Origin of the sequence: Bombilactobacillus mellis (assembly GCF_000967245.1) — a bacterium.
Classification (GTDB): domain Bacteria; phylum Bacillota; class Bacilli; order Lactobacillales; family Lactobacillaceae; genus Bombilactobacillus; species Bombilactobacillus mellis.
This window is the reverse complement of the sequence record NZ_KQ033878.1, coordinates 41,456-65,117: the sequence shown is the minus strand read 5'-3', so window position 1 is coordinate 65,117 and position 23,662 is coordinate 41,456. Positions and strand designations below refer to the sequence as shown.

At 36.8% G+C, this 23,662-nt stretch carries 23 protein-coding genes; 14 read left to right on the top strand and 9 right to left on the bottom strand.

All coding sequences use genetic code 11. From position 1 onward, the window contains the following. Positions 1-65 precede the first annotated feature (65 nt). The 8 genes from JG29_RS04560 to JG29_RS04525 all read left to right on the top strand — a co-directional run bounded on the left by JG29_RS04560 (position 66) and on the right by JG29_RS04525 (position 9,552). On the top strand, positions 66-1,187 hold the full coding sequence (locus JG29_RS04560; RefSeq protein ID WP_045922785.1) for a glycerol dehydrogenase: 1,122 nt from the start codon (positions 66-68) through the stop codon (positions 1,185-1,187). A 61-nt stretch (positions 1,188-1,248) separates the two neighbouring features. Then, positions 1,249-2,715: an FGGY-family carbohydrate kinase gene (locus tag JG29_RS04555; protein WP_052696310.1), complete on the top strand. Its 1,467-nt coding sequence runs from the start codon at positions 1,249-1,251 to the stop codon at positions 2,713-2,715. Between the two features lie 13 nt (positions 2,716-2,728). Next, a complete protein-coding gene (locus tag JG29_RS04550) occupies positions 2,729-4,195 on the top strand; it encodes an FAD-binding oxidoreductase (RefSeq protein ID WP_045922784.1) in 1,467 nt (488 codons plus the stop codon). A 258-nt stretch (positions 4,196-4,453) separates the two neighbouring features. Beyond that, on the top strand, positions 4,454-5,122 hold the full coding sequence (locus JG29_RS04545) for a type 1 glutamine amidotransferase (protein WP_045922783.1): 669 nt from the start codon (positions 4,454-4,456) through the stop codon (positions 5,120-5,122). A 469-nt stretch (positions 5,123-5,591) separates the two neighbouring features. After that, on the top strand, positions 5,592-6,431 hold the full coding sequence (locus JG29_RS04540) for a sugar phosphate isomerase/epimerase family protein (protein ID WP_045922782.1): 840 nt from the start codon (positions 5,592-5,594) through the stop codon (positions 6,429-6,431). A 12-nt stretch (positions 6,432-6,443) separates the two neighbouring features. Beyond that, positions 6,444-6,914: a heme-binding protein gene (locus JG29_RS04535; RefSeq protein WP_045922781.1), complete on the top strand. Its 471-nt coding sequence runs from the start codon at positions 6,444-6,446 to the stop codon at positions 6,912-6,914. Between the two features lie 395 nt (positions 6,915-7,309). After that, on the top strand, positions 7,310-8,143 hold the full coding sequence (locus JG29_RS04530) for a sugar phosphate isomerase/epimerase family protein (protein ID WP_045922780.1): 834 nt from the start codon (positions 7,310-7,312) through the stop codon (positions 8,141-8,143). A 368-nt stretch (positions 8,144-8,511) separates the two neighbouring features. Next, entirely contained in the window at positions 8,512-9,552 is a 1,041-nt protein-coding gene (locus JG29_RS04525) for a zinc-binding dehydrogenase (RefSeq protein ID WP_045922779.1), read from the top strand. A gap of 197 nt (positions 9,553-9,749) precedes the next feature. Here the strand turns inward: JG29_RS04525 and JG29_RS04520 are convergent, their stop codons facing one another. The 6 genes from JG29_RS04520 to JG29_RS04495 all read right to left on the bottom strand — a co-directional run bounded on the left by JG29_RS04520 (position 9,750) and on the right by JG29_RS04495 (position 15,940). Beyond that, on the bottom strand, positions 9,750-10,598 hold the full coding sequence (locus tag JG29_RS04520; protein WP_045922778.1) for a bifunctional hydroxymethylpyrimidine kinase/phosphomethylpyrimidine kinase: 849 nt from the start codon (positions 10,596-10,598) through the stop codon (positions 9,750-9,752). Continuing rightward, positions 10,595-11,107, bottom strand: a complete 513-nt coding sequence (locus JG29_RS04515) for an ECF transporter S component (RefSeq protein WP_045922777.1) — start codon at positions 11,105-11,107, stop codon at positions 10,595-10,597. The genes JG29_RS04520 and JG29_RS04515 overlap by 4 nt, the downstream gene beginning before the upstream one ends. Positions 11,108-11,371: 264 nt before the next feature. Beyond that, positions 11,372-12,559: a metal-dependent hydrolase family protein gene (locus tag JG29_RS04510; protein ID WP_045922776.1), complete on the bottom strand. Its 1,188-nt coding sequence runs from the start codon at positions 12,557-12,559 to the stop codon at positions 11,372-11,374. Between the two features lie 267 nt (positions 12,560-12,826). After that, entirely contained in the window at positions 12,827-13,573 is a 747-nt protein-coding gene (locus tag JG29_RS04505) for a glucose 1-dehydrogenase (protein ID WP_045922775.1), read from the bottom strand. Positions 13,574-14,233: 660 nt separating this feature from the next. Continuing rightward, entirely contained in the window at positions 14,234-14,656 is a 423-nt protein-coding gene (locus JG29_RS04500) for a DUF4411 family protein (protein WP_084232577.1), read from the bottom strand. A 108-nt stretch (positions 14,657-14,764) separates the two neighbouring features. After that, positions 14,765-15,940, bottom strand: coding sequence for an ImmA/IrrE family metallo-endopeptidase (locus JG29_RS04495; RefSeq protein ID WP_045922773.1), 1,176 nt, complete (start codon positions 15,938-15,940; stop codon positions 14,765-14,767). 473 nt (positions 15,941-16,413) lie between these two features. Here JG29_RS04495 and JG29_RS04490 point away from each other — a divergent pair, with 473 nt between their 5' ends. The 4 genes from JG29_RS04490 (at position 16,414) to JG29_RS04475 (ending at position 19,747) form a co-directional block, all read left to right on the top strand. Further along, positions 16,414-16,968 (top strand): TIGR01440 family protein, encoded by a 555-nt coding sequence (locus JG29_RS04490; RefSeq protein WP_045922772.1) that lies wholly within the window; start codon positions 16,414-16,416, stop codon positions 16,966-16,968. 150 nt (positions 16,969-17,118) lie between these two features. Beyond that, positions 17,119-17,454, top strand: coding sequence for a PadR family transcriptional regulator (locus tag JG29_RS04485; protein WP_045922771.1), 336 nt, complete (start codon positions 17,119-17,121; stop codon positions 17,452-17,454). Between the two features lie 2 nt (positions 17,455-17,456). Then, on the top strand, positions 17,457-18,254 hold the full coding sequence (locus tag JG29_RS08590) for a DUF1129 domain-containing protein (RefSeq protein ID WP_052696309.1): 798 nt from the start codon (positions 17,457-17,459) through the stop codon (positions 18,252-18,254). A 551-nt stretch (positions 18,255-18,805) separates the two neighbouring features. After that, positions 18,806-19,747, top strand: coding sequence for an aldo/keto reductase (locus JG29_RS04475; protein ID WP_045922770.1), 942 nt, complete (start codon positions 18,806-18,808; stop codon positions 19,745-19,747). Between the two features lie 200 nt (positions 19,748-19,947). Here the strand turns inward: JG29_RS04475 and JG29_RS04470 are convergent, their stop codons facing one another. Beyond that, on the bottom strand, positions 19,948-20,385 hold the full coding sequence (locus tag JG29_RS04470) for a MerR family transcriptional regulator (RefSeq protein WP_045922769.1): 438 nt from the start codon (positions 20,383-20,385) through the stop codon (positions 19,948-19,950). A gap of 311 nt (positions 20,386-20,696) precedes the next feature. Between JG29_RS04470 and JG29_RS04465 the strand changes: the two genes are divergently transcribed. After that, positions 20,697-21,110 carry a cupin domain-containing protein gene (locus tag JG29_RS04465; protein ID WP_045922768.1) on the top strand — a complete coding sequence of 138 codons (414 nt, stop codon included), beginning with the start codon at positions 20,697-20,699 and terminating at the stop codon, positions 21,108-21,110. Between the two features lie 47 nt (positions 21,111-21,157). Then, on the top strand, positions 21,158-22,021 hold the full coding sequence (locus JG29_RS04460) for an aldo/keto reductase (protein ID WP_045922767.1): 864 nt from the start codon (positions 21,158-21,160) through the stop codon (positions 22,019-22,021). Between the two features lie 507 nt (positions 22,022-22,528). Here the strand turns inward: JG29_RS04460 and JG29_RS08680 are convergent. Next, on the bottom strand, positions 22,529-22,843 hold the full coding sequence (locus tag JG29_RS08680) for a type II toxin-antitoxin system RelE/ParE family toxin (RefSeq protein ID WP_198139901.1): 315 nt from the start codon (positions 22,841-22,843) through the stop codon (positions 22,529-22,531). A gap of 20 nt (positions 22,844-22,863) precedes the next feature. Then, complete coding sequence (locus tag JG29_RS04455) at positions 22,864-23,178, bottom strand: type II toxin-antitoxin system RelB/DinJ family antitoxin (protein WP_198139895.1); 315 nt, start codon at positions 23,176-23,178, stop codon at positions 22,864-22,866. Positions 23,179-23,662 lie beyond the last annotated feature (484 nt).

The window sequence follows — 23,662 nt, the reverse complement described above, 5'->3', positions numbered from 1 at the left end:
CATTGTTAACGATTCCGCCTAATTAGCTTTAGCACTCTTGGATGCAGTGAATGGAGGTAGACAAAATGAAAATCGCATTACCGAAAATATTTATCAGTCCCGCTAATTATATTCAAGCTAAGGATATTTTATTTAATTCGGTGACTTATTTAAAACGCTGGGGGCAAAAGTTGGCCATTGTTGGTGATGACAATGTTTATCAGCTGGTTGGCGATCGGTTTATTGCCTATTTAAAGGATAATGATTTTCAAGTGAGCAAGCTCGATTTTGGCGGAGAAGCTTCACCGCAAGCCGTTCAAAAAGCAATAGATGAAATTGATGGTGACATTGATTTTGTAGCGGGAATTGGCGGTGGTAAAACTTTAGATACTGCAAAAGAAATTGGCGAAAAGCTCAAGATTAATACCATAATTATTCCGACATTAGCTTCAACTGATGCGCCGACCTCAAGGTTATCAGTAATTTATAACGAGGATGGAACTTTTAATAGTTATAAATTGCATACTAAAAGTCCTGATTTGGTGTTGGTAGACTCAAATATTATTGCCCATGCACCTACTAAATTTTTAATTTCAGGCTTTGGCGATGCCTTAGCGACTTATTATGAGGCCCAGGCGGTTTATGACATTAAAGGTTTCAATAATGCAATTGGGTTGGATACTATAACGTCAATCAAAATTGCCGAAGCTTCGACAGAGACTATTTTTAAATATGGCGCCCAAGCTTTAGTAGCGAATAAGCAACAGGTAGTGACTGCGGCTTTAGACAGCGTTATTGAGGCGAATATTTTGATGAGTGGTTTGGGCTTTGAGAATGCCGGTACTAGTGTTGCCCATACTCTGCAGAATTCTTTTCCTGTCTTAAAATCCACCAAACATCTCATGCATGGTGAAAAAGTAGCCTTTGCTTTGTTAACTCAGATGTTCTTACAAAACGCCGCAACAACTACGATTAATAAGTATCTGAACTTTTTCTTAAGTGTGGGCCTGCCGACCACTTTAGCGGATGTCGGTTGGGAAAAAGCGACCGATGAAGATTTATTAAAAGTAACTCGTTTTGCGGCCAAGCCGGAATTTTATTTGGAACAATTCCGTTTTGATACTAGTCCTGAAGCCTTATTAGCTGCCATGCGCGCCGCAGATCAATATAGTAAGGATTATCAAAATCGGCAATTAGTTCAATCTTAATTCAGGCTGCGTAGGGTCATGATTTTTAAAATGAAGTAGAACATTTAGGAGGATACGCTCCATGAGTCAATACATTTTAGCAATTGATCAGGGTACACAAAGTAATAAAATTACCATCTTTGATTTACAAGGGAAAATTCTCTGTTCTCAGTCGCAATCACTGCGCCCGTTTCATTTGGGACCTAACGGAGTAGTGGAACATCCAGATGATGATTTGTGGGATTCATTGCAAAAAACTTGTCAGGATCTGATGCAAAAATTTCCGGGAAAAGCTGAGGATATTATTGCCATTGGTTTGGGCAGTATTCGTTTCAATCGGGTCGTGTTAAGAAAAGATGGTAATTTGGCCCAGCCGGTAATTAGCTGGCTGGACAGCCGGACTCACGCTCCTTATAAAAAAGAAGTCGCCGATGCCGCTTATTTAACTACAAGTACCGGTTATTTGACTTCGCGACTTACAGGGCAGCATTTAGATACGGTATCGAATTATTATGGTTGGCCGGTGGATATGGATACTTGGGATTGGTCAACAAATGATCAGCTTTACCAGTATTTTAATGTAACACCCAAAATGCTCTTTAAACTAGTTACTCCCGGTTCTTTATTAGGAACGATTACCGCCCAAGCGGCTCAAAAAACGGGTTTGCCCCAAGGAGCGCCGGTTTTTGCCACTGCTAATGATAAGGCAGTCGAAGCTTTGGGTACGGGGTTGCCGCTAAGTCAGGATTTATTACTTTCTTTAGGAACTTATGTAACCTCGATGATGCAAGGGGATAAATTTTGGCCTTATGGTTCTAGCAAGCACTTTTGGTCCAATTTTGCGGATATTCCCCATGAATATTTGTATGAAAGTAATGGGATTTCTCGAGGAATGTGGACTGTGAGTTGGTTTGCTAACCAGTTTCAAGAAATCGGTGCCGCTCAAGGAAAATCCACCTTGGATGTCTTAACTGCGGAAGCTAAAGAAGTTCCCCCCGGCTGTGACGGTTTAATGGCGTTAATGGATTGGCTGCCGGCAACGGATCGCTATTTTCGTAAAGGTGCTTTTATTGGTTTTGATGGCCGCCATACACGAGCGCATATGTTTCGGGCAATTTTGGAAGGTTTAGCGATGACGGAAAAGCAATTTTCGTTAGCGATGATCGAAGAATTAAAACGTCCCGTGAAAAAATTAATTGTTACTGGTGGCGGCGCTAAAAATGATGTCTTTATGCAATTAATTGCGGACATTTATGATTTGCCGACGCAGAGAAATGCCGTAATTGATGCGGCAGGTTTGGGTGCTGCCATTAATGCAGCTGTAGGCGTAGGTGTTTATACTAATTATATTGAAGCAATTCAACAAATGGTTCATCCACAGGATACTTTTCAACCAATTGCAGCTAATGTGGCTCGTTATCAAGCAGTTTATGCGCAGTATTCAACTTTACATCAATTAACTGATCCAGTAATGAAACACCTCGCCACGATTAATGGTGTAGCGCAGGAAAAAGAGCCAGGAGCACCGATTGTTGCTAGTTGGGATTAAAAAGGAGAAGATCATGACAGAAGCATTAAATAAGGAGCAGATTATTAGCCGGTTACAAGAGCTTGTAACATCAAAACAAATTGATCTGGACGCGGACCATTTAAAAAAAGCCAGCGAAGATTTTTATCGCAAATATCCGCAGGCACATCAGATTTATACTGCCGCTCGGCCCGTGGCCATTGTTTATCCGAATAATACGGCAGAAGTAGCACGAATTCTAAAGTATGCGAATGAGCAGGGGATCAATGTGATTGCCCGCACGGGTAATTCCAGCATTGAACGGGGGTTAGAATCAGCTCGAGAGCCACATATTATAGTTGATGGGTCCCATTTAAATAAGATTGTTCAACTGGATGTGGAAAATCAACAATTAACTGCTCAAGCCGGCTTGCCCCTAGTTATTGCGGAAAAATATTTAAACGATAAACACTTAACTACCGGTCATCTGCCGCAATCGCAACCTTTAGCCGATTTTGGCGGGTTAGTAGCGACCCGCAGTATTGGCCAGTTATCCACTTATTATGGCGGCATTGAAGATTTATTAGTGGGTCTGGAAGCAGTAATGGCCGATGGCACAATTATTCGGATTAAAAATGAACCGCGCCGCTCGGTGGGACCGGATTTACGCCATCTTTTTTTGGGTAGTGAAGGGGCGCTGGCGTTTATTACGGAAGTAACAGTAAAAGTTTTTCCTTATTGGCCGCAAAACTATCACTATTTGGCCTATAATGTGGCTACAATGCGCGCAGGTTTTCAAATTTTACGTCAAGTCATGGTTAATGGCTATAAACCGTCCATTATCCGTTTATATGATCCAGTGGATTGGAGTCAATATTTCCCCGAAAATAAACAACCGATTTTGATTTTTCGAAGTGAAGGACCTAAAAAAATTTCCGATGCCACTGCCCAGGGCATCCAAGAAATTGTCCAAAAATCTTCCCAAGTGACCCCAATTCAGCCGTTGGAACCGATCATTGATTGGTTTCAGAACTTAACTTGGGATCAAACTAATGTTGATCAAGAAGTACAACAAATGCAAAAATTGCCTTATGTAGGTTTTACTACGGAAATTGCGGCGCCTTGGAGTACTGTCGCTGATATATTTGAGGCGGTAACTACAAGAGTAAAGCAAGAAATACCTAACTTGCTCGGCATTGGTGGGCATTCTTCCCATAGTTATGTCAATGGAACCAATATTTATTTTGTGTATGCTTTTAAAGTAGCAGATGTTGCCCCTGAAGAAGAAATGGCCCGCTACCATGATCCGTTGAATAAAATTATTGTGGAAGAAACTTTGAAACACCAAGGCTCGATTTCACATCATCATGGGATTGGTAAAGCACGGGCACCTTATATTAAGCAAGAATACGGCAGTTCATACCCCTTATTAAAAAAGCTGTTTCTTTGTTTTGATCCCCAAAATACGATGAATGCCGGTAATATAATACCGCTGCAATTCATGAACGAAAAAGATACTTAAAATAATAATCTTAGCTTATGAAAAAGCCGCTATTAAATTTCTCTTATTTTAATAGCGGTTTTTTTTGTCTATCAAAATTAACTTGCTGTTAGTCTGCGAGCTACTAATTATGCTAGAATTAAAAAATACTTAGCAAAATTGCTCTGCCATTAGGACTATTTGCTAGTTATGTAAAAAATGAGCTCTAGTGTATTCTAGTGATTCCAGTAGAAAAGTCGTTCTTAGCCAGTTTTCTGTCGAAAAAAGAGGGAATTAAAGATGATTATTAATGTGTTACAACATACACCCAATGAAGGTCCCGGTGCTATTCAAACGTGGGCTCATTTACATCAATACGATTTTTATGTTTATCATCCTTATCAATTTCAAGTTTTGCCTTCAGCAGCTCAAACTGATTTTTTGGTAATTTTAGGGGGACCGATGAGTCCCAATGACCAGTTGCCGTGGATTTTGCAAGAGCGGCAATTAATTAAGACTTTGCTGCAGCAGCAAGTACCAATTTTAGGAGTTTGCTTTGGCGCCCAACAAATTGTAAAAACTCTCGGTTACGCAGTTCATAAAGCCCCTGTTAAAGAAGTCGGCTGGGGTCCGGTGACTTTGCAATCAGCGCAAATTCCCGGTTTACCGGATAAGTTGACAGTCTTGCATTGGCATGAAGAAATGTTTGAACTGCCCAAAAAGGCAACTTTATTATTTTCGAACGATAATTTGACTAATCAAGGCTTTGTACTAGGCCACCAAGCAGTCGGCTTACAATTTCATTTAGAACCGCAAGTAGATAATGTCAAAGAAATAGTGGTCAATGATGCGCCATATATCGCTGGTTCAGTTTTACAGCAATCAGCAGCAGAAATTATGCAAACGCCTCTGCCCCAAGCTAATCAAGCGGCTCTCTTTCATATTTTGGATTATCTGACCGGCAATTAGCTGTACAAAACTACTCATCCGGCGGAAAAAGCAACTTTAAAAATTCCTGCTTACAAGCAGTCGCGGTAAAACTATCTTGATTAAGAGAACCCTTAATTTATTTGTAATCCTTTACAAGACATGGTCAAAAAACTTTTTGAGGGTTAAACTTGCTTTATCAATATCAGAGATCATTACTAGAAATCTTCGGATATTTATTATTGCCGAAGGTTTTTTATTGACAACAGATCTTAATCGAATCACGAAAAAAGAAAGTGCTTTCAAGACCTTATTATAATCTTTTGGTGTATTATGTATTATATATAGATTGATTGTTGATTATATATTAGGATAAAATTATTATTTTGAGATTTTGATGGTTGAAACTTGGAAAAGTGGTGGCTATTATTGAATTTAGAAATAATGAAGAAAACGCTATCGTAACTAAAACTGACAGGATTTAAAAATTTTAAAGAAAGAAGGGTTTTTCATGATTAAAGGATTACATGGAATTTCATTAAATTATAGTAATGTAGTGACCCAGGCACGCATTGCTCACGAGACCGGTTATGGGGCACTAGAATTGTTGCCGGAACATTTATTACGGTATTTAGAGCATGGCGGCACTACCAGCGAATACAATCAAATTACTCAAAAAAATCAGGTTAAAGTGGGTTGTATCAACGCTTTACAAGGCATGGGACGTTACCAAAATGGGGAACGAGAAGAAATGTTGGCCGAAGCCGAGCGTTTATGCAGAATTGCTCAAGAATTGCATTGTCCGACAATTCAGATTTTGGCTCTACATGAATTGGATGCTTTACCAGAAGAACAGATGATGGACATTTTGGTGCAAAACGTTCGGGCAATTGCTGAATTGGGGAAGCGTTACGGCGGAATCCGCTTCCAGATTGAGTTGGTGGCCTATACCAAGTTTAATCATATTAGTCAAGGGTTAGAAGTTATTAAACGGGTCGGCATGGATAATGTCGGTTTGTTATTAGATTTTTGGCATTTTACCGTGGCTGGTATTGATACTCCTCAAACTGTAGCTGCCTTAGATCCTAAAATGATTTACGGAGTTCATTTTTGCGATGGGATCCGTCCCAAAAATGGTCAACCTTGGGATGAGCAGGTGTTAAGAAATTACATGGTCGGCGAAGGTGAAGTTGACATTCAACAATGGACTGATGCAATCAAATCTACCGGCTATAATGGCATGTGGTCCTCAGAATTAGTCAGTCCTGATAATTGGGAAAAGGATTTAAAAGAAAATGCTCAAAAATGTTCTGATATTATGGATCAATATATTGGCACGGATTGGGAATAAGGAAAATTCAAAATGAAACTTACTAAAGAATTAATCTTACAACAAGAAAAAGAGACAGTCTTACAGCACTTTACTTTAGCTGATGCTTATCAATTAGGAGAAGAAGTACGCAAAGCTGCAGTGGGTGATCCTGAGCAGCTGATTGTAACTATCCAATTAGGTCGCAGACTGGTATATGTGCGTGCGGGCAGTCAGACAACTTTTGAAAATGATTATTGGGCCGCTCGTAAACGGAATGTAGTTTTACATCATGAGCATAGTTCCATGTTCGTACGCCTAGATAATAACGCTGATGAGGAAGAATATTATCGCCGCAACGGTTTGAGTCATCATGATTACGCTATTCATGGAGGCGCTTTTCCAATTTTTGTGGAACAAGTGGGAATGGTAGGAGTAATAGCTATTTCCGGTTTTCCGATGGAAGATGACCATCTGACCTGTTATCAGGGCTTGATGAATTTTAAAAAGAAGTTTGCCTGCTAAAATAGCAGTACTTAAAGTAAATGTATGCCAGAATATCGACCGCACTAAATGGTTTTGTTTTTAAAAATAGAGAAACTGGCACTATTCAAAATGCTTGTCAGAATCCGATTTTTTTGAGGGTGCACAAGGCGCCAATTGGATGCGCTCTCAAGATTGAAGCCGTTGTGAAATCAGTGATTTGTTAATTATTTTCAAATGTGTTATTAACAACTCAATCTGATAAGTTTTACTAGAGTTGTCATTAAAAACAAATTGTTGGGCACTATTTTATTTAAAGGGTTCATATGTAAGAGAGCGGTTGTTGCTTTAAATGAATTAAAAAGAAGAGAGAGCCTACTAATGTTATTGGAAAACAGACAGATGCGACATTAGGGGCAGTCAGGAGAACTTTTACAATGATTAAGGGATTACACGGCTACTCATTTAATTATTCTAATGTAGTAACTCAGGCTAAAATAGCCTACCAAGCAGGATTTGATTCCGTGCAGTTACTACCAGAGCATTTATTTCGTTATTTGGAGCACGGCGGCACCATTGAGAAATATCAAAAATTATTGGATAACTACGGTTTAAATGTTGGTAATATTAATGCAATCAAAGAAATTGGCCGCCACCAAGGTCATCAACGCGAACAATTGCTAGCAGAAGCAGAACGAATTTTTCGGACAGCGCAGGCCTTTCATTGTCCTGTTGTGCAAATTATGACTATGCATGAAGTAGATTATTTACCGGAAGAGCAGATGCTGACAGTGTTGGCCGATAATATCCGGGCACTTGCCGAAATGGGAATGAAGTATGGCGGCATTAAATTACAAATTGAATTAGTGGGCTATACCAAGTTTAATAAAATCGAACAAGCCCTGGAAGTTATCAAACGTTCCGGCATGGATAACGTAGGTTTAGTAATTGATTTTTGGCATCTGTATGTTTCCGGGCATCAGCCGCAAGATATCGCCAAATTAGATAAAGACCAAATTATTGGAGTGCATATTTGTGATGGCCGTTTGCCCCATCCTGGTGAATTATGGGATGAATTGGTACAGCGTGATTATGCTGTTGGTGAAGGGGATATTGATGTTCAAGCTTGGGTCAATGCTGTTAAAGCAACTGGCTTTGATGGTCCGTGGTCCTTGGAGCTGGTCAGCCCGCGCCATTGGGAAAATGATTTATTAGATACTGCGATAACCAATTCTCGCCAAATTGATGACCTTGTGCAGGGCACTAACTAGTGTCAGAAAATGGTTCACGCAATTAGGTAAAACTAAAAAGACCTCCAATCTTCTTCTTGTGAAATTAAGAGGGAGATTTTTTGCAGATAAGCCTGCTAGAATAAACCAACAAATTACATAGTAAAAAGGACGCTCATTTTTTATAAAATATTAAAGCCTAATTTTCTTTCACACGGATATGGACTTTGATTTGCACCTGTATTTTTACTTTTAGTTATACTATACTAATCACCAAGAATTATTGATTAACTCTAATAAGATCTTTTGATATTAGGAAAGTTTCAATTTTAGATACCGCAGTTGGAGCCGGAAAGCGCTTTAATAAACTGCGGCAGAATTTAAGTTTTAATCAAAGGATGGTATTTACAATGAAAGCAGCAATCTTTATTGAACCCGGCAAAATCGCAGTTCAGGAGCGTCCACGCCCGCAATTGCAAAAGCCTACTGATGCTATTATTCGTGTTTTACGGGCCTGTGTTTGCGGATCGGATTTATGGTGGTTTCGCGGTTTAGAAGAACGAGAGGCTAATAAAGGAGTTGGTCATGAAGCCATTGGAGTAGTTGAAGAAGTAGGCTCAGCAGTCAAACAAATTAAGGCTGGTGACTTTGTGATTGCGCCTTTTACTCATGGTTGTGGTCATTGTGCCGCCTGTCGAGCAGGTTTTGAAGGAAATTGCTTTAATAAAGAGCCGGGAACTAACCCCGGCTACCAAGCCGAATTTTTACGCTATTCTAATGCTGATTGGTCTTTAGTAAAGATTCCGGGCCAAGCGCAGGATTATGATGATGCAATGTTAAATTCCTTATTAACACTTTCGGATGTGATGGCTACTGGCTATCATGCTGCCGCCAGTGCTGAAGTGAATCCAGGAGATACCGTGGTGGTTGTAGGTGATGGAGCTGTGGGATTATGTGGTGTTATCGCTGCCAAATTACGTGGTGCTGACAGAATAATTTCTTTAAGCCATCATGAAGATCGCGCCCGTTTGGCTCAAGAATTTGGAGCCACTGACGTTGTTAGTGCACGTGATCAGGCTGCTATTGATCAGGTCAAACAATTAACTGCGAATGCCGGTGCAGATGCTGTTTTAGAATGTGTGGGAACTGAGCAGGCTGTTTTAATGGCAACCCAGATGGCTCGTCCGGGAGCAGTTGTCGGGCGTGTGGGAATTCCGCAACAAGCAACTATGGATACTAATGCTTTATTTTACCAAAATGTAGGTCTACGCGGTGGGATTGCCAGTGTGACTACTTATGACCGCCAGATTTTATTAGATGCAGTTTTGACTAAGAAAATCAACCCGGGACGAGTCTTTACTAAGAGGTTTAATTTAGAACAAATTCAAGCTGCCTATGAAGCTATGGATCAACGGCAGGCGATTAAGTCATTAGTCATAATAAGTGAATAAATTGGGTAAAAGTTCAAATTAAGAAAAATTGGAGCGCGTTTTGCTGCAATTTTTTTATTAGAAAAGTCGCAAAGTATTATTAAGTATCAGCTGCCTAAAAGACCGTTTGAATGAAGTTTGATAAGAAAAAATTTAGTTAGAAGAGTGGTCATTGTATAAAAAGCATAAAAACCTCTCTTTTTTAATTAACAAATTATTTAGCACTGCTTAAACGAAAAATTGCTTAAGTCTTTTAATAATTGCTTTAAACTAATTCCAAAACGGCGTTCATAATTAGTAGCAATCGTATCATCTAAAGCACGACCAATTTCTTGAATTGCTAAAGTGACAGCTTGATTAAAGTCAAGTTTATGCCATAAAAGAGTGCCTAAAACTGCCGTTAAGACGTCACCGCTGCCATAAAAATGTCCCGGCCGTAGAGAGCTATTTTGTTTGTGAAATTGGTGATTAAATTGCCAAATAGTTGTGACTGCCTGATTTTCAGGAATGCCGGTAACAATAATATTAGTATGATGCTTCAGCATTTGGTCCAACTGTAAAATACTATTTTGAACTTGAGACCAACTAGGATGGGCAACTAATACCTGCTTTCCGATTAAGAGTTGCAGCTCTGTCCAGTTAGGTGTGATAACATCAGCCCATTGACAAAGCTGTAACATTTTACTAATGAAAGCTTCATTTAATTGGGGATATAGTTGGTTATTATCTCCCAGTACCGGATCAACGATAACTAAGGGCAGTTTTTGGCGAGATATAAAATTGATTAAAATTGGAAATAAATGAATATCCCCCAAATAACCGACGCTAATTCCTGAAAAATGCAGCCCTTGTGTTTGCCACTGGTTTAAAGTTTGTTGCAGCCATTGATGAGTAGAAAGTTGCACCGGAGTACCGAAACCTTCTGTTTGCGTGGATAAAAGTGCAGTGGGCAAAAGGGCGGCCGGTACTTGAGCCGCGGCATAAATGGGTAGCGCTGCCGATAAGGATAGCTTGCCGACCGTCGACAAATCCTGCGTTAAAATCATAGGTTGAATAGGACGATTCATAAAGAGCCCTTTCTGGAAAAATGTTTTTGAATGAAAGGTTTTAAGATAATTGCTAAAGCAGCATTAACTACGATTTGAATTATATTAGGAACAATATCGGCTAGGCCTGCCCAGTTACCATATAAGATGGTATCAGCTAAATAATAACCGCCAATGGTGATAAGACCAGCTACCAAAACGGCGGTAATTTGCGAGGGCCCAGCAGTATGTTTACCGATTACACCCGCTATCCAGCCCTCCAGGCCATGAATTATAAAGGAGAAAAGCAAATATTGACTATAACCGGAAATCATATCTAATAAGAAACCGCTTAGAGAGCCGACAATAGCACCGGATTTACGACCGTAAAGAAAAGCCGCTATAAAAATACCACTGTCACATAGATTAACATTTCCGTGAGTCCAAGGCACAGGAATTATGACCAGACGGGCAATGACGACATTAAATGTAATAAACATTGCTAGAAAAGCGATGGTTGCTGCGGAAGAATTTTGTTGCGGTTGTTTCATTTTCTATCTCCAAAAAATCGATACATAATAAAGTGAGTAACTTAATTAACCTTATTTTATATTTGTTGTGATTCTGAAATTTTAGCCATTAGTTAACTATGTTTCTACTTGTTCATTATTTTGAATAGTTCTTGAAGGAAGTTCAAAGTCATTTGTAATTAAAAAAATTCGGCGAACTGCGATATGTAAAAATCCTGCAACTTAATCAAAGTTACAGGATAGTCTGATGCTTATTAAGTTTATCGTTAGGCTTCAAATAAAGATTTAATAAGCCCGCTGTCCTTTTTTATAAACGGCTTTGTCTGTTTGTTGTAAGGCTGTAATATCAGCCAGAGGATCATTGTCTAAAACTAAAAAGTCAGCAAATTTTCCGGCTTCTAAAGTTCCGTATTGATCATCAATCTGCATCAGTCGTGCTGAATTTTGCGAAGAAGTAGCTAGCGCCTCATAAGCACTAAAACCATGTTCTACCATTAATTGTAATTCGACGGGAGTCATAGAGAAGTCATTAAAGGGTGTACCGGCATCGGTGCCCAAGGTAATGGCTACACCACGTTCATGGGCATGGGCGATGTTGTGATAGAGATCATCCAAAGCGTCAGCGGCTTTTTTAATTTCCCAATCTGGTAAAATACCTTGACCAAATTTAGGAATTGCCCAATCAGCGACAATTGTCGGAGTTAAATAAGTTCCCTGCTGTAACATCAAGTCAATTTCTTCGTCATTAACATAAAAGCCGTGTTCGATCGAATCCACACCAGCTTTAATGGCATTAAAAATACCGGGATTGCCTTCGGCGTGAGCGGCAACAATATTGCCTTTATGATGAGCTTCTTCTACTGCCACCTGCATTTCGGCAACACTTAATTGGGGATCATTCATAAAATCATTTTTCGTCATGACACCGCCTGTAGCCATGACTTTGATAGCTTTGGCGCCAATTTTTTGTGCTTGACGGACGGCTTTGCGCATTTCATCAGGTGAGTCCACTAAATGGCCGCTATTTGGAGAATCGCCATGGCCACCGGTCATGGAAAAAGCTTTGCCGGATGGCAAGATTTCCGGCACTTGAGTGAGCATCCCGTTAGCAATTAACTGACTTAAAGTAATATCGATATCGTAACTGCTGCCGCATTCGCGGATATAAGTAACTCCAGATTTTAACATGGTATGCAGATTAAGTACGGCTCGCACGGTAGACTCGACAACGTTAATGGAAGTACCGCCATCATAAGTTGTAGGATCGATGGTAATATGGGTATGGCAATTAATTAAGCCGGGTGTGACATATTTTCCTTCTAAATTAACTTGCTGATCCGCTGCTGGCGGATTTTGGGTGCCGATGGCAGTTATTTTTCCTGTTTGATTATCAACTTGCATCCAGGCCTGCTTTTGCAGTTGGGGCTGTTGACCATCAAATAATGAAAAATTGGAATATAACGTAGTCGTCATTAAAAAATCTCCTTATATCTATAATATATTAATAATATATTAATTTTTTTTAATTAAGTAATACAATCATAATAATTATTAGAATTAATGTCAAGTTAGCACCAAGTGCGATACTTTGCGGCTAGTATTTTTTCAATTTATTCGGCTATTGTAGCAATAAAAATATAGGAAAATTAGACTCTGGTATGAAAATCAAAAAAGCTCTGGTAATTTAATTATCAGAGCTTAATCAAGTTATTTTTAATTTAATTCTAATTAAAGGCGAGTTTATTCCGCTGTAAAGCCACCATCAACGAGGTACTCAGCACCGGTACAATAACTGGCTTCATCGGATGCTAAAAATAGAGCCATATTTGCTATTTCTTTTGGATCAGCTAATCTTTTCATTGGCATTTGGGCTGCTATAGCAGGTTTTTGTTTCTCATCCAGTATCGGTGTATTGACAAATCCCGGATGAATACTATTTACCCGTACCGGATAATCTTGACGAGCCGTGTAAAGTGCTGCCGATTTGGTTAAAAGTCGAACCGCACCTTTAGAAGCATTATAAGAAGCATAATCCGGATTACCGACAAAACCTTCAATGGAGGACATATTAATAATAGAATTCTGTTCGCCATTATCTTTCATAGCAATTATACCGTGTTTAACTCCTAGAAAAACGCCGTCACAGTTAATTGACATCAGCTTTCTCCAGTCATCGAATTGTGAATGCTCAACATCAGTAGTTAAACCGATACCAGCATTATTGACAATAATATTTAATTTTTGATATTTTTGGAGGGTAGTATTAATTATTGCGGTCCAAGAATCTTCATTTGCGACATCTAACTTACAAAAAAGTGCCTGATCACCTTTATCAAGTGCTTGTTTTAGCTCTGGATCTTTAGGTTCTTGCAGATCACCAATCACAACTTTAGCGCCTTCTTCTTTAAAGCGCTTAACAATTGCTAAACCGATTCCTGATGATCCACCAGTAACGATAGCTACTTTATTTTTTAAACGATCTGACATATTGAATACCTCCAATTCTGATATAAATCTGTCATTAGCTAACAACATTTATTATACGCCATTTATCGATAACAAAGCTAATGAAAGCCATTACAAAAAAGGTGGCATTATTATATTAAAGACATTGCTCAATGTGAGTATTAATATTTATTTTTGAATTAAGAATGCGTTTTCTTTGATGAACTTGGGTATTTTTGAGGGGTAATTTAATCTTAAACGAAGTTTTTAATATTTATGATATTGGTTATGAGGATAAAATGTTAGTTTGTTTTCTAATTAGATCAGCCTAAGTTCAAGATTTAGCGGTATAAAAAAAGTCATTCCGACTACTGGGAATGACTTTTATATTTTGTGATAATATTTTTAGATCTTATTAGAAATTTACTATAACTATAGATTGTGTCTTTGCTAATAATTAAATGATCGATAAATATCTACCTTGTTATGTAAATTAAAAACATCAATTAATAATTTCATGTAAAGGAAATTTTTCATCATAAATTCATACTGACTATAGTCTAAAAGCAAATAGCAACTAATTAATGTAAATTATATTTTTTCATTAATCTGAACTTGATTATTAAGTAATTGTTTAAATCATATTTATATATAAGACTATATGTTAAAAATAAAATAAGGAAATAATAATTATTATTTCCCTTAAAAGGTGAATTTTAACTTTACTAGCAGTTCATAAATTGTAATAGTTTCTATACCAAATAAATTAGCAACAGGAGCTATTTTGGGTTCAACTGAGGATGGGGAATTTTTATTAGGGAGTCCTCTAATTTTTCTAGATTGGCCAATACGATTTGTAATTCCATCCATTGTCACTATTGTACAATTATGAACTATTGCCATAGCTATTAACCAAGGATCTGCTTTCTTTGGCGAAGCTGTCCACTGGCTAATCCCACTTTCAGTCCAATATTTTGATTTTACTATGCAGTTTATTACATTTCTATATTCAGTTACTGCCTGTTGATCTACTTTAATAATTCTTTGCTTGTTAAAACTGTCCACCCATTTGACAAGTATATCTGGCGATTTAATTTCATTGCAAACTTGTTCAGTTAAGAAAATATCATTACAATTAGATAATTTTGGCTATAGAGATTTAAATACTGCGGGATTATACCATTTTATACTAGCGTCTATTAGTGAATTAGTATCTATTATATATGCCATATATTACTCCAAATTAAAAAATTTTTGAACAAACCTATCATAGCTCTTTACTGATACTCCAAGCATAGAAGCGGCACTTCCGATAGGTGTTTGTCCACTTTTTTCACTATTTATAACAGCATTTGCAAATCTTGCATCAACCCGAGATATAGCAGTGTTATAAAATGCAGGAACTGATTTTTTTTCTTTATTGTTCTTTATTGACACTGCAGTATCTTGTTTCTCTCTAGCCCAATTAATAATATAGTCAATATTTTTATATATACCCAATTCTTTTAAATAAATTGAAGTTGCCATTAAACTTGTATGAAAATGTTTGGATATACTCAGGATGCTTTCTTTGGGATTATCTTTGTTTATATACTTCAGAACATCTTCTTTTGGTAAAAGAGTGTTAATGGTTACACTATTAATCCAGCGTTCCTTTTTCTTTGTCAGTTCTATATTTGATAAATCAGGAGATACATTTAATATTTCACTTTGTCCTATTAATATATGAATAAATTCGTGTACCAGTGAGAAAATTTGAGCCTTTTGGCTATCGTTTTTATTAATAAAGATTAGGGGCGCAACATTATCTACCAGTGCAAAAGCTCTAAATTCATTTACATCTAATTTTCTGTAATTATTAAATCCGACGACACCGTTTTTCATAACCATTATTCCCAAAGAGCTAATTTTTTGTCGAATAATTTTAAAAGTATCTTCGTCTGTATTTCTCTTTTCATAGGTTTTTTTGTAATCTAGAAGATGTGCAACCTTTTTTGCTGCAGTATTAATACTTATATCAAATGTGATAAAACTATTTAACTTGAATTGATTATTTACTTTCTCTTCATTGATATAATCTTTCATCCATGCTTGGCGACTTTTCATATTGTTAATAGTATCAATTAATTTCCGACTTGGAATTACATTGGAATTATTTACTGTTCTAAATTTAACAAAGGAATGGTCTTCTTTAGGAATTTCATCATTAAGAAAATAGTAAAAGGGAATTCTAGTATCATTGCTAAAATTCTGTAGTTGCTTTAAAGTGGGCGAGTCATTTTTCTTTTTTGGATTTTTCCAAGAATTTATTTTATATTTTTGTATTAGTTCTTCATAACTTTTTTCTCCATAATTGATGGCCCAATCAATTACGGTATGATTAACTGGTATTCTAATGGTTTTGGTCATATTTTCTCACTTCCTTTCTAAATTTATCTATTAATTTTATTATATTAAATAACTTAGATTTGTAAACGTTATTTTAATACTCGCATATTAAGCAATTAACTTATGTTAATTGAACGGTCACTGTTTTCTAAATTTTGTTATTTATTTCTATATTTTTCAATATTCCAACTACTGCGTCAAGTATTTATAATCATATTATTGATTTTAAAGTTTTTGAGTGACATTCAATAATTTAATAAAGCTTGTAAAGTGGATTAATTACTTAAATGCTAGGACTAGTATTTAGAAAATACATGAATTTTTCAACTATTATTAATAGTAAAAATACAGTTAATTTTACTTATATTAACGTGAAATTTCACCAGTTTTATTTTCTCAATAATTAGATAAGCGACAGCATTTGGCTAAAAGTTACAACTTTTAAGGAAAATTGGTGTTATGATTAATTTAAAAAACGAAAAAGAGTGAGATCAATGGAAATGGAAAGGATTGAAGAACAACTAACTCAAGCTGTAACTGATTATTTTCAGCAGGTAAATTTACGACCGGGTTCTTTATTTGTTTTAGGATGTAGTACCAGTGCGGTTGCCGGCAAATGGATGGGTACGGATTCCAGTCAGGAAATTGGAAATCAAATTATCCAAACGCTGCGTTCTTTACTTCAGAAATATCAGGTCGATTTGGCTGTTCAAGGATGTCAACATATTAATCGAGCCTTATTAATGGAGCGCAAAGTGGCCGCCGCTCATCATTATGAGGAGGTTACCGTAATTCCGCAATTACATGCTGGTGGAGCGGCTCAAGTGGCTGCTTATCAGCAATTTCAAGATCCTGTGGAAGTAGAACATATTATTGCTGAGGGCGGAATGGATATCGGTGATACTCAAATTGGGATGCATGTGAAGTTCGTCCAAATTCCTATTTTGACCTCCCAACAACAAATAGGTCAGGCGCATGTAACATTTTTAGCATCTCGACCGAAACTGATTGGTGGCAGTCGAGCAGCCTATCCTGATAGTAAACTTTGATTTTCGAAAATTAATTCTCGTTAGATTTAACTAAAGCGGCTGGATTTTAAAAATCTGCTGCTTTTTAATTGTCTAAAAAAGCGTTATCTGGCTTTACAAGCAGGAAACTTTAACATATACTTTGTTTTACAAAGTAGAGGAAGTTAGTTTATGACAAAAATTCCGACACAAATGCTTAAAGGTATTTTGGAAAATGCCATTTTACTAATTATTGACCAAGGTGAGACCTATGGTTACGCTTTACAGCAGCAATTAGTTCAGAATGGCTTTGGCAATATTCCTCAAGGAACTATTTATCCTTTATTGTTAAAATTACAACATCAAGAATTGATTGAAGCACATAAAAAAAGTTCTTCAACAGGACCTGATCGCAAATATTATCAAATTACACCAAAGGGTCAGCAGCAATTACAAGTTTTTTTACCCCAATGGCAGCAATTACAACAGGCCATGTCCAAATTAATGGGAAATAAGGGAGAAAGTTAATTATGGATCGGTATTTAGCGAATAATCAACTTTTACAAAAATTACATGGGTTAAATTATGCTTATGCAGAAACTCTGGTTCAATATCTGCGGTCATATTTGGATAAAGATGCGCTGGCTGTCGAAGACGTGGTGACAGACATGTTAATGGATATGCTGACTGCACAAAATAATGGAATTTCTGCACAAGAACATTTCGGCAGTGATCCCCAAACTGCTGCAGATGCGATTATTCGCCAATTGCCTAGAGCTTCTCTTAAACAATGGTTAGTGAAAATTTGGCCGCTATTTAATGTGTTAGGAGTTGCAGTGATTATTTTTGCTTTCTTTTTAGGAACTGGTCCTAAAACTCAAGGAATAATAGCAGGACTGATTGGTGGAACCTTAATATTCTGTTTTTCGGGCCCAGTCGGGCAAAGTTTGAAATTTAATCGTTGGCACTCCCAAACTAAATGGCGACTTAACTTTGCAATGTTAATAATGATCATAACTGGATGGGTGGTTTTTGAGATATTTTTTGGGGGTCTGTCGCTTTTTGACTTAAGTAGGAAACCATTAATTTGTTTAGCGGGAATCTTGTTATTTGTTTTCGGCAATTTAATTTTCAGTTTGCAGTTCAAAAAATTAGTGACACCATGGGCTTTATATTGGCTGTTGCAAATTCCGCTTCCTATCTTATTTGGGGCATTCACCGTCAATGAGTGGCTAGGATTAATTATTAGCTTTGTGGACTATTTGGCGGCTTTATTATTAATGAATAAACAAAATAATAAATTTCATTTTTTTAAGCAAGCGCAATAATTAAAAACTACAGCGGCCAGCAATGACAATTATAAAAGGATTGAGAATAGTGCGTGTATTGACAAAATTTTTCGATACAAAGTTAAAGTATTGTTGGATTACTTCAATTTGGCAGCAGTTATAGCAAAATGGGGCTTTACCTAAATTTTTAGTAGGCTATTTTACAGATTAATAAAGTTAAACTTTCATTATTTACCGCTTAGAGAGTAATTACTTGACGGGTACTGCTGCTATTCTTTAAAATGATTATGTATTATAATTAGTATTGTTGTAATCGCTATCAGAACCAAAGCAATTGATCAATATGTGTTTTCCTTAAAACTAAAAAACAACTAGGAACCCCAAAATCTGCTGCGAAAGCTGTAATTATTGCTGGCAAAAATTACTCAGTCCGAATTTAAAATAGTCGAACTATTGTAGACGTTTTCGATTTTTTAGTTGAAGTCTCTGGCTGGGGGAAACGCAATTGTTGTTAATTAGTGACGATGAACTTCAAAGGGCTTCGTCATAAGCTAAAGTTATCTCCATTTATTGATAAGGAGTGAAGAAATATGGAAAAAGTCAGAATTGGAAAAAGCGACGTTTATACGATTAAACTCGGTTTAGGTACCAACAAGGTGGGTGGACATAATTTATTTAAAAATTTAAACGAAAAAGATGGCTATGATTTAGTCCGCGAAGCCTTGAATCAAGGAATTAATTTTTTGGATACTGCTTATGTTTATGGTATTGGCCGATCTGAAGAGATTATCGGTGATGTTTTGCAGGATTATGATCGTTCAAAAGTAATAATTGCCACCAAAGCAGCTCAAGATAAGTCCCAGGATATGGCCATGAATAACAGTGCTGATTTTATCAAGAAATCAGTTGATGAAGCATTATTACGGTTAAAAACCGATTACATTGATATCTTTTATTTACATTTTCCTGATGAAAAAACCCCTAAAGATGAAGCTGTTGAAACTTTAGATGAAATTCGCAAAGCGGGTAAAATTCGCGCAATTGGTGTTTCTAATTTTTCCTTGGATCAAATTAAAGAAGCTAATGCCAATGGTAAAGTTGATATTGTTGAAGATCAGTATAGTTTAGTTCACCGTTCTGCTGTTAAAGAAGAGTTAGAATACTTACAAGCCCAAAATATTTCGTTTGTACCTTACTTTCCTTTGGCTTCAGGACTTTTAACAGGTAAATATGGCTTAGATGATTGGGATAAATTTAAAAATACTGATGGGGGACAATTGCTGGGAGACTTCAGTAAAGAGCAATATGATAAAGCCATCCAAGGAATTGAAGGAATTCGGAAAATTGCTGATAGTCATCAAGCAACAGTTACACAAACTGTATTGGCTTGGTATATGGCTAATCCGGCAATTAGTGTTGTCATCCCGGGAGCACGTAATGTGGAACAGGTTAAAAATAATGCAGCGGCGCTGCACATTGAATTATCCCCAGATGAATATCAGCAAATTGATCAATTATTTAGTGATTTTTAATAGCTGCAAAATCAAGTGCGCCTCAAGATAAGCAGTTTAACATTGCTATTTAATAAGAATGGTTATTTAGGGCAAAATTCGTTTTTGACAATTTTAGTTTAAAAAGCTGGAGCAGAGAAAAGCTCCAGTTTTTTTGTGATGAACAGCTAGTTTTTAAGTAATGCTAGTTTATTGAAAATTACTTGGGTTCAAACTTCAGATTATTCGTGATGGCCTAATCTTTGTAAATAATTCGCAAAACTTTCTTTTTCAGAGGTCAGACCGGCTTCTTTAGCCTCGTACCAATTAATTTTATCGTTGAGAATTTGTAAATGATGTTGGATATTGGCAAATTGCTGTAAAAAATTATTTTTAGTCTGCTTTAATAAGGCTAAACGTTGCGGAATGGTTTGATCTCCTTGTTCTCGCCAGGCAATATATTGTTTTAGGTCACTAATACTCATCCCCGTGCCTTTTAAATGATTGATAAATTTCACCCAACTAACATCATCTTCTGTATAATAGCGTCGGCCATTGGTATAACGGTGGGGCTTAATTAAACCTTCAGTTTCATAATAACGTAAGGTGGAAGCTGTTAAGCCGATCTTGGCTCCAAATTCGCTAATTGTATAAACTGGCTGATTGGTTAAAGCAGTCATTTTGAGCCTCCTATTAAAGTTAACTTTAGAATCAATTATAACGAAAGTTCTTTTTTTGACAAATTTTATTTTTTGGTTGACTTAAAGTTAACTTTAAGTATTATACTTGACCTTGTCCTAAAGAAAAACCGTATTTGACAGCTGTATTGATGATCAGTTTGGGGTCGTTGTGCCAGTACTAAGTTCGGTTTGGCAAGTTTTTATTTCTTGTGAAAATAACAATCTGCCGCCTAGAAGATCAGACTAAACAATATGAGGGACGATTGGAAATTATAGGAAAATTTTTTAGTAATACTTGAGGAGGCTATCCAATGACAGACAAAAAGGTCGAACAACCTGGTGTTTTTGCAACCGGACCTAAGAATGATGCTTATGCTCAATACTTTATTGGTCAAAGTTACAATAATCCTTTAGTAACTCCCAGCCAAGACGTCAGCGTTCCAGTATCTAATGTAACTTTTGCACCTGGTTGCCGTAATAATTGGCATATTCATCATAATGGCAGTCAAATCCTGCTGGTGACCGGCGGCAAGGGTTGGTATCAAGAGGCCGGGAAACCAGCACAACTTTTACAACCCGGAGATGTTGTAATTGCTCATGATGGCGTCAAACATTGGCATGGTGCTACTAAGGATTCCTGGTTTAGTCATTTGGCCATTACAACTGGGAATTCCGAATGGTTAGAACCTGTAACCGATGAAGTATATAATCAATTACCCAGTTAAGATAAAAATTAAATATGCTCTAGAGAAAAGTTTGAAAGGAGAAGAAGATGACAGTTTTACAGGAAACCTATAAATTAGAAAATGGCGTGCAAATTCCTAAATTAGGATTTGGAACTTGGTTAATAGATAATGACCGAGTTGCAACGGCTGTGGAGAAAGCTTTGGCTGCTGGATATCGGCATATTGATACTGCCCAAGCCTATGGTAATGAAAAAGGAATTGGCAAAGCTTTGAACCAAACTTCTGTGCCGCGGGAACAAATTTTTGTGACTACTAAATTGGCTGCAGAAATTAAGTCTTACGATGCTGCCTTACAGGCTATTGATCAATCGTTAAAAGATCTGGATTTGGATTATGTCGATCTGATGCTTATTCATTCGCCTCAGCCATGGGCTCAATTTCGGAATGGGGAACACTATTTTGCCGGAAATTTGGCTGCTTGGCGAGCTTTAGAAACCGCCTATGATGCTGGAAAAATCCGCGCACTGGGAGTGGCCAATTTTGAACCAGAAGATTTGGATAATATTTTGACGAATGGACGCATCAAGCCGGTGGTCAATCAGATTTTATTGCATATTTCTAATACTCCGCTAAAATTGCTGCATTATTGTGAACAAGAGCATCTTCTAGTAGAAGCCTATTCGCCGATAGCACATGGTCAGATTCTGCAAAATCAAGCGATTCAGCAATTAGCTGCTAAATATCAGGTATCGGTTTCTCAATTGGCGATTCGGTATTGTTTAGAATTAGGCACTTTACCGTTACCAAAAAGTGAAAATCCAGCACATATTGTCGAAAATAGTCAGGTTGACTTTCAAATTTCTCCTGAGGATTTAAAGACTTTAACCGAGCTGCCGCAGATTGACAACTATGGTACTGCCAGCGATTTTCCGGTTTTTAGCGGTAAATAGAATCTTAACTATTGTATGCGGAACTGCTAAAGCAAGTTCCGTATTTTTTTGCGATGAAAGCCAAGACTTTTGTGCTAACTGTAAAAGTTCTGGGCTTTTTAAGTGTTACTTGCAAGCTTTGTTTGGTGGTATGGCCATGATTATTATTGTGTTTCTATGTAAAACTTTCTGGGGGTATAAATTAATGCTGCTTTTGGATCGGTTTATGCTCATTGATTGTTGAAGAGTCGGCAACCTATGTGCTATTGAATTTTACTTATTTTTTAGTTGTTTTGCATGTAGGAACCAAATGTTCTTTGAAAGGATAATCAAAATACTGGTTTTAACCAGATTGGGGGACTGAAAATTCTAATTTTGCTAAGATGTATCGATTTCTTTATTTGAATTAGGATTAAAGGTGTTCTTAGGCGATGATTTATTGGTATGAAGGAGTTTGTTAAAAAAATAGTTGAATAAACTCCTTCAGGATATAAGAAAAGCATCGACTAAAGAAGCCGATGCTCTTAACTAGTTATTCAATTGTGTAGGCAAATGAGAACTTTCATTTTGTCCACTGTACATTATTCTGATTATTTGAACAACACCGGTTTGACTTTCAGGATAATAAAAAACGGTATAGTTTTCTACTGGAAAGAACCTTAGTCCTAAACTATACCAGGGTTCTTCTTGATATAGTGAGAACCGCTCTGGCATGGAATCTAATTTCATAATTTCATCCATAATTTTATCGGTGATCCGAATTGCTGATTGCGTGGCAAGCAAGTTATAGCGAATATCGTCAGTAATATTTAAAAGATCTAATTTTACTTGTCCAGAATAAATAACTTTTCAATATTTCATTTCTAACCTCGCCGATGTTTTAAGAGCTCTGCTTGAACCTGTTCAGGAGTAAAAGTATTGCCATCATCAAAATCAGCGAAGCCCTTTTTAATTTCATTATTAAATTGTTCTTTGGTAAGGGTTGAATAGTCAGTAGGTGCACGTTTATTAGTGATCTCAAACGGAATTTTTTGTTGGTTGACTACCTGTTGTAGGAACATATTGAGTGCAGTTGTCATTGGAATTTGTAATTGGTCTAATACCGCCTCAGCTTGTTCTTTTAGTTCAGGTGAAACTCTGGTGAAGACACTTGCTGTTTTCTTCTTTGCGACTGCCATAATAATCACTCTCTTTTTTAGAATTATTTTAGCATTTTGGCAATATAATGGCAATCATTTGCAATCATAATGCCAATAACCGTCATAAAATGTTTTAAAGAAGATAGCGGTTTTACTAGGTGAACAAGATGTTGTTCTAGTTTTTGTAAGAACAACTTATCATGTTTCTATGGCAATTGCTGAATTTATTGAATTATCTCTAGAGAATCTATTGATTAGTTCTAATGGAATGAAACTACAAATTCAAGTTCAGGTTGGTATTTACAATAAAATGAACGAAGATACCAAATTTGAATAAAAAATCAGAATAATATTTAATGATGATTTACTTGTTATTTTTGAAAAATATAATTCTTAGTTTGCTAATATTTATCGGAATTACTGCTTTTAAAATTGAAATTGACAGTCAGTTTAAATTAAAAAAATCAAGAATAACCTCATTACTATAAGTAATGGGGTTGTTTTAATTAGCAGTCTATGTTAT

What these genes read in the sequence shown, in the direction of transcription:
- JG29_RS04555 (WP_052696310.1), top strand. Translation starts at nt 1,249, where the DNA reads ATGAGTCAATACATTTTAGCAATTGATCAGGGTACACAAAGTAATAAA.
- JG29_RS04485 (WP_045922771.1), top strand. Translation starts at nt 17,119, where the DNA reads ATGACAAAAATTCCGACACAAATGCTTAAAGGTATTTTGGAAAATGCC.
- JG29_RS04530 (WP_045922780.1), top strand. Translation starts at nt 7,310, where the DNA reads ATGATTAAGGGATTACACGGCTACTCATTTAATTATTCTAATGTAGTA.
- JG29_RS04465 (WP_045922768.1), top strand. Translation starts at nt 20,697, where the DNA reads ATGACAGACAAAAAGGTCGAACAACCTGGTGTTTTTGCAACCGGACCT.
- JG29_RS04460 (WP_045922767.1), top strand. Translation starts at nt 21,158, where the DNA reads ATGACAGTTTTACAGGAAACCTATAAATTAGAAAATGGCGTGCAAATT.
- JG29_RS04525 (WP_045922779.1), top strand. Translation starts at nt 8,512, where the DNA reads ATGAAAGCAGCAATCTTTATTGAACCCGGCAAAATCGCAGTTCAGGAG.
- JG29_RS04535 (WP_045922781.1), top strand. Translation starts at nt 6,444, where the DNA reads ATGAAACTTACTAAAGAATTAATCTTACAACAAGAAAAAGAGACAGTC.
- JG29_RS04560 (WP_045922785.1), top strand. Translation starts at nt 66, where the DNA reads ATGAAAATCGCATTACCGAAAATATTTATCAGTCCCGCTAATTATATT.
- JG29_RS04490 (WP_045922772.1), top strand. Translation starts at nt 16,414, where the DNA reads ATGGAAATGGAAAGGATTGAAGAACAACTAACTCAAGCTGTAACTGAT.
- JG29_RS04470 (WP_045922769.1), bottom strand. Translation starts at nt 20,385, where the DNA reads ATGACTGCTTTAACCAATCAGCCAGTTTATACAATTAGCGAATTTGGA.
- JG29_RS04515 (WP_045922777.1), bottom strand. Translation starts at nt 11,107, where the DNA reads ATGAAACAACCGCAACAAAATTCTTCCGCAGCAACCATCGCTTTTCTA.
- JG29_RS04455 (WP_198139895.1), bottom strand. Translation starts at nt 23,178, where the DNA reads ATGGCAGTCGCAAAGAAGAAAACAGCAAGTGTCTTCACCAGAGTTTCA.
- JG29_RS04510 (WP_045922776.1), bottom strand. Translation starts at nt 12,559, where the DNA reads ATGACGACTACGTTATATTCCAATTTTTCATTATTTGATGGTCAACAG.
- JG29_RS08590 (WP_052696309.1), top strand. Translation starts at nt 17,457, where the DNA reads ATGGATCGGTATTTAGCGAATAATCAACTTTTACAAAAATTACATGGG.
- JG29_RS04505 (WP_045922775.1), bottom strand. Translation starts at nt 13,573, where the DNA reads ATGTCAGATCGTTTAAAAAATAAAGTAGCTATCGTTACTGGTGGATCA.
- JG29_RS04550 (WP_045922784.1), top strand. Translation starts at nt 2,729, where the DNA reads ATGACAGAAGCATTAAATAAGGAGCAGATTATTAGCCGGTTACAAGAG.
- JG29_RS04475 (WP_045922770.1), top strand. Translation starts at nt 18,806, where the DNA reads ATGGAAAAAGTCAGAATTGGAAAAAGCGACGTTTATACGATTAAACTC.
- JG29_RS04545 (WP_045922783.1), top strand. Translation starts at nt 4,454, where the DNA reads ATGATTATTAATGTGTTACAACATACACCCAATGAAGGTCCCGGTGCT.
- JG29_RS04520 (WP_045922778.1), bottom strand. Translation starts at nt 10,598, where the DNA reads ATGAATCGTCCTATTCAACCTATGATTTTAACGCAGGATTTGTCGACG.
- JG29_RS04540 (WP_045922782.1), top strand. Translation starts at nt 5,592, where the DNA reads ATGATTAAAGGATTACATGGAATTTCATTAAATTATAGTAATGTAGTG.
- JG29_RS04495 (WP_045922773.1), bottom strand. Translation starts at nt 15,940, where the DNA reads ATGACCAAAACCATTAGAATACCAGTTAATCATACCGTAATTGATTGG.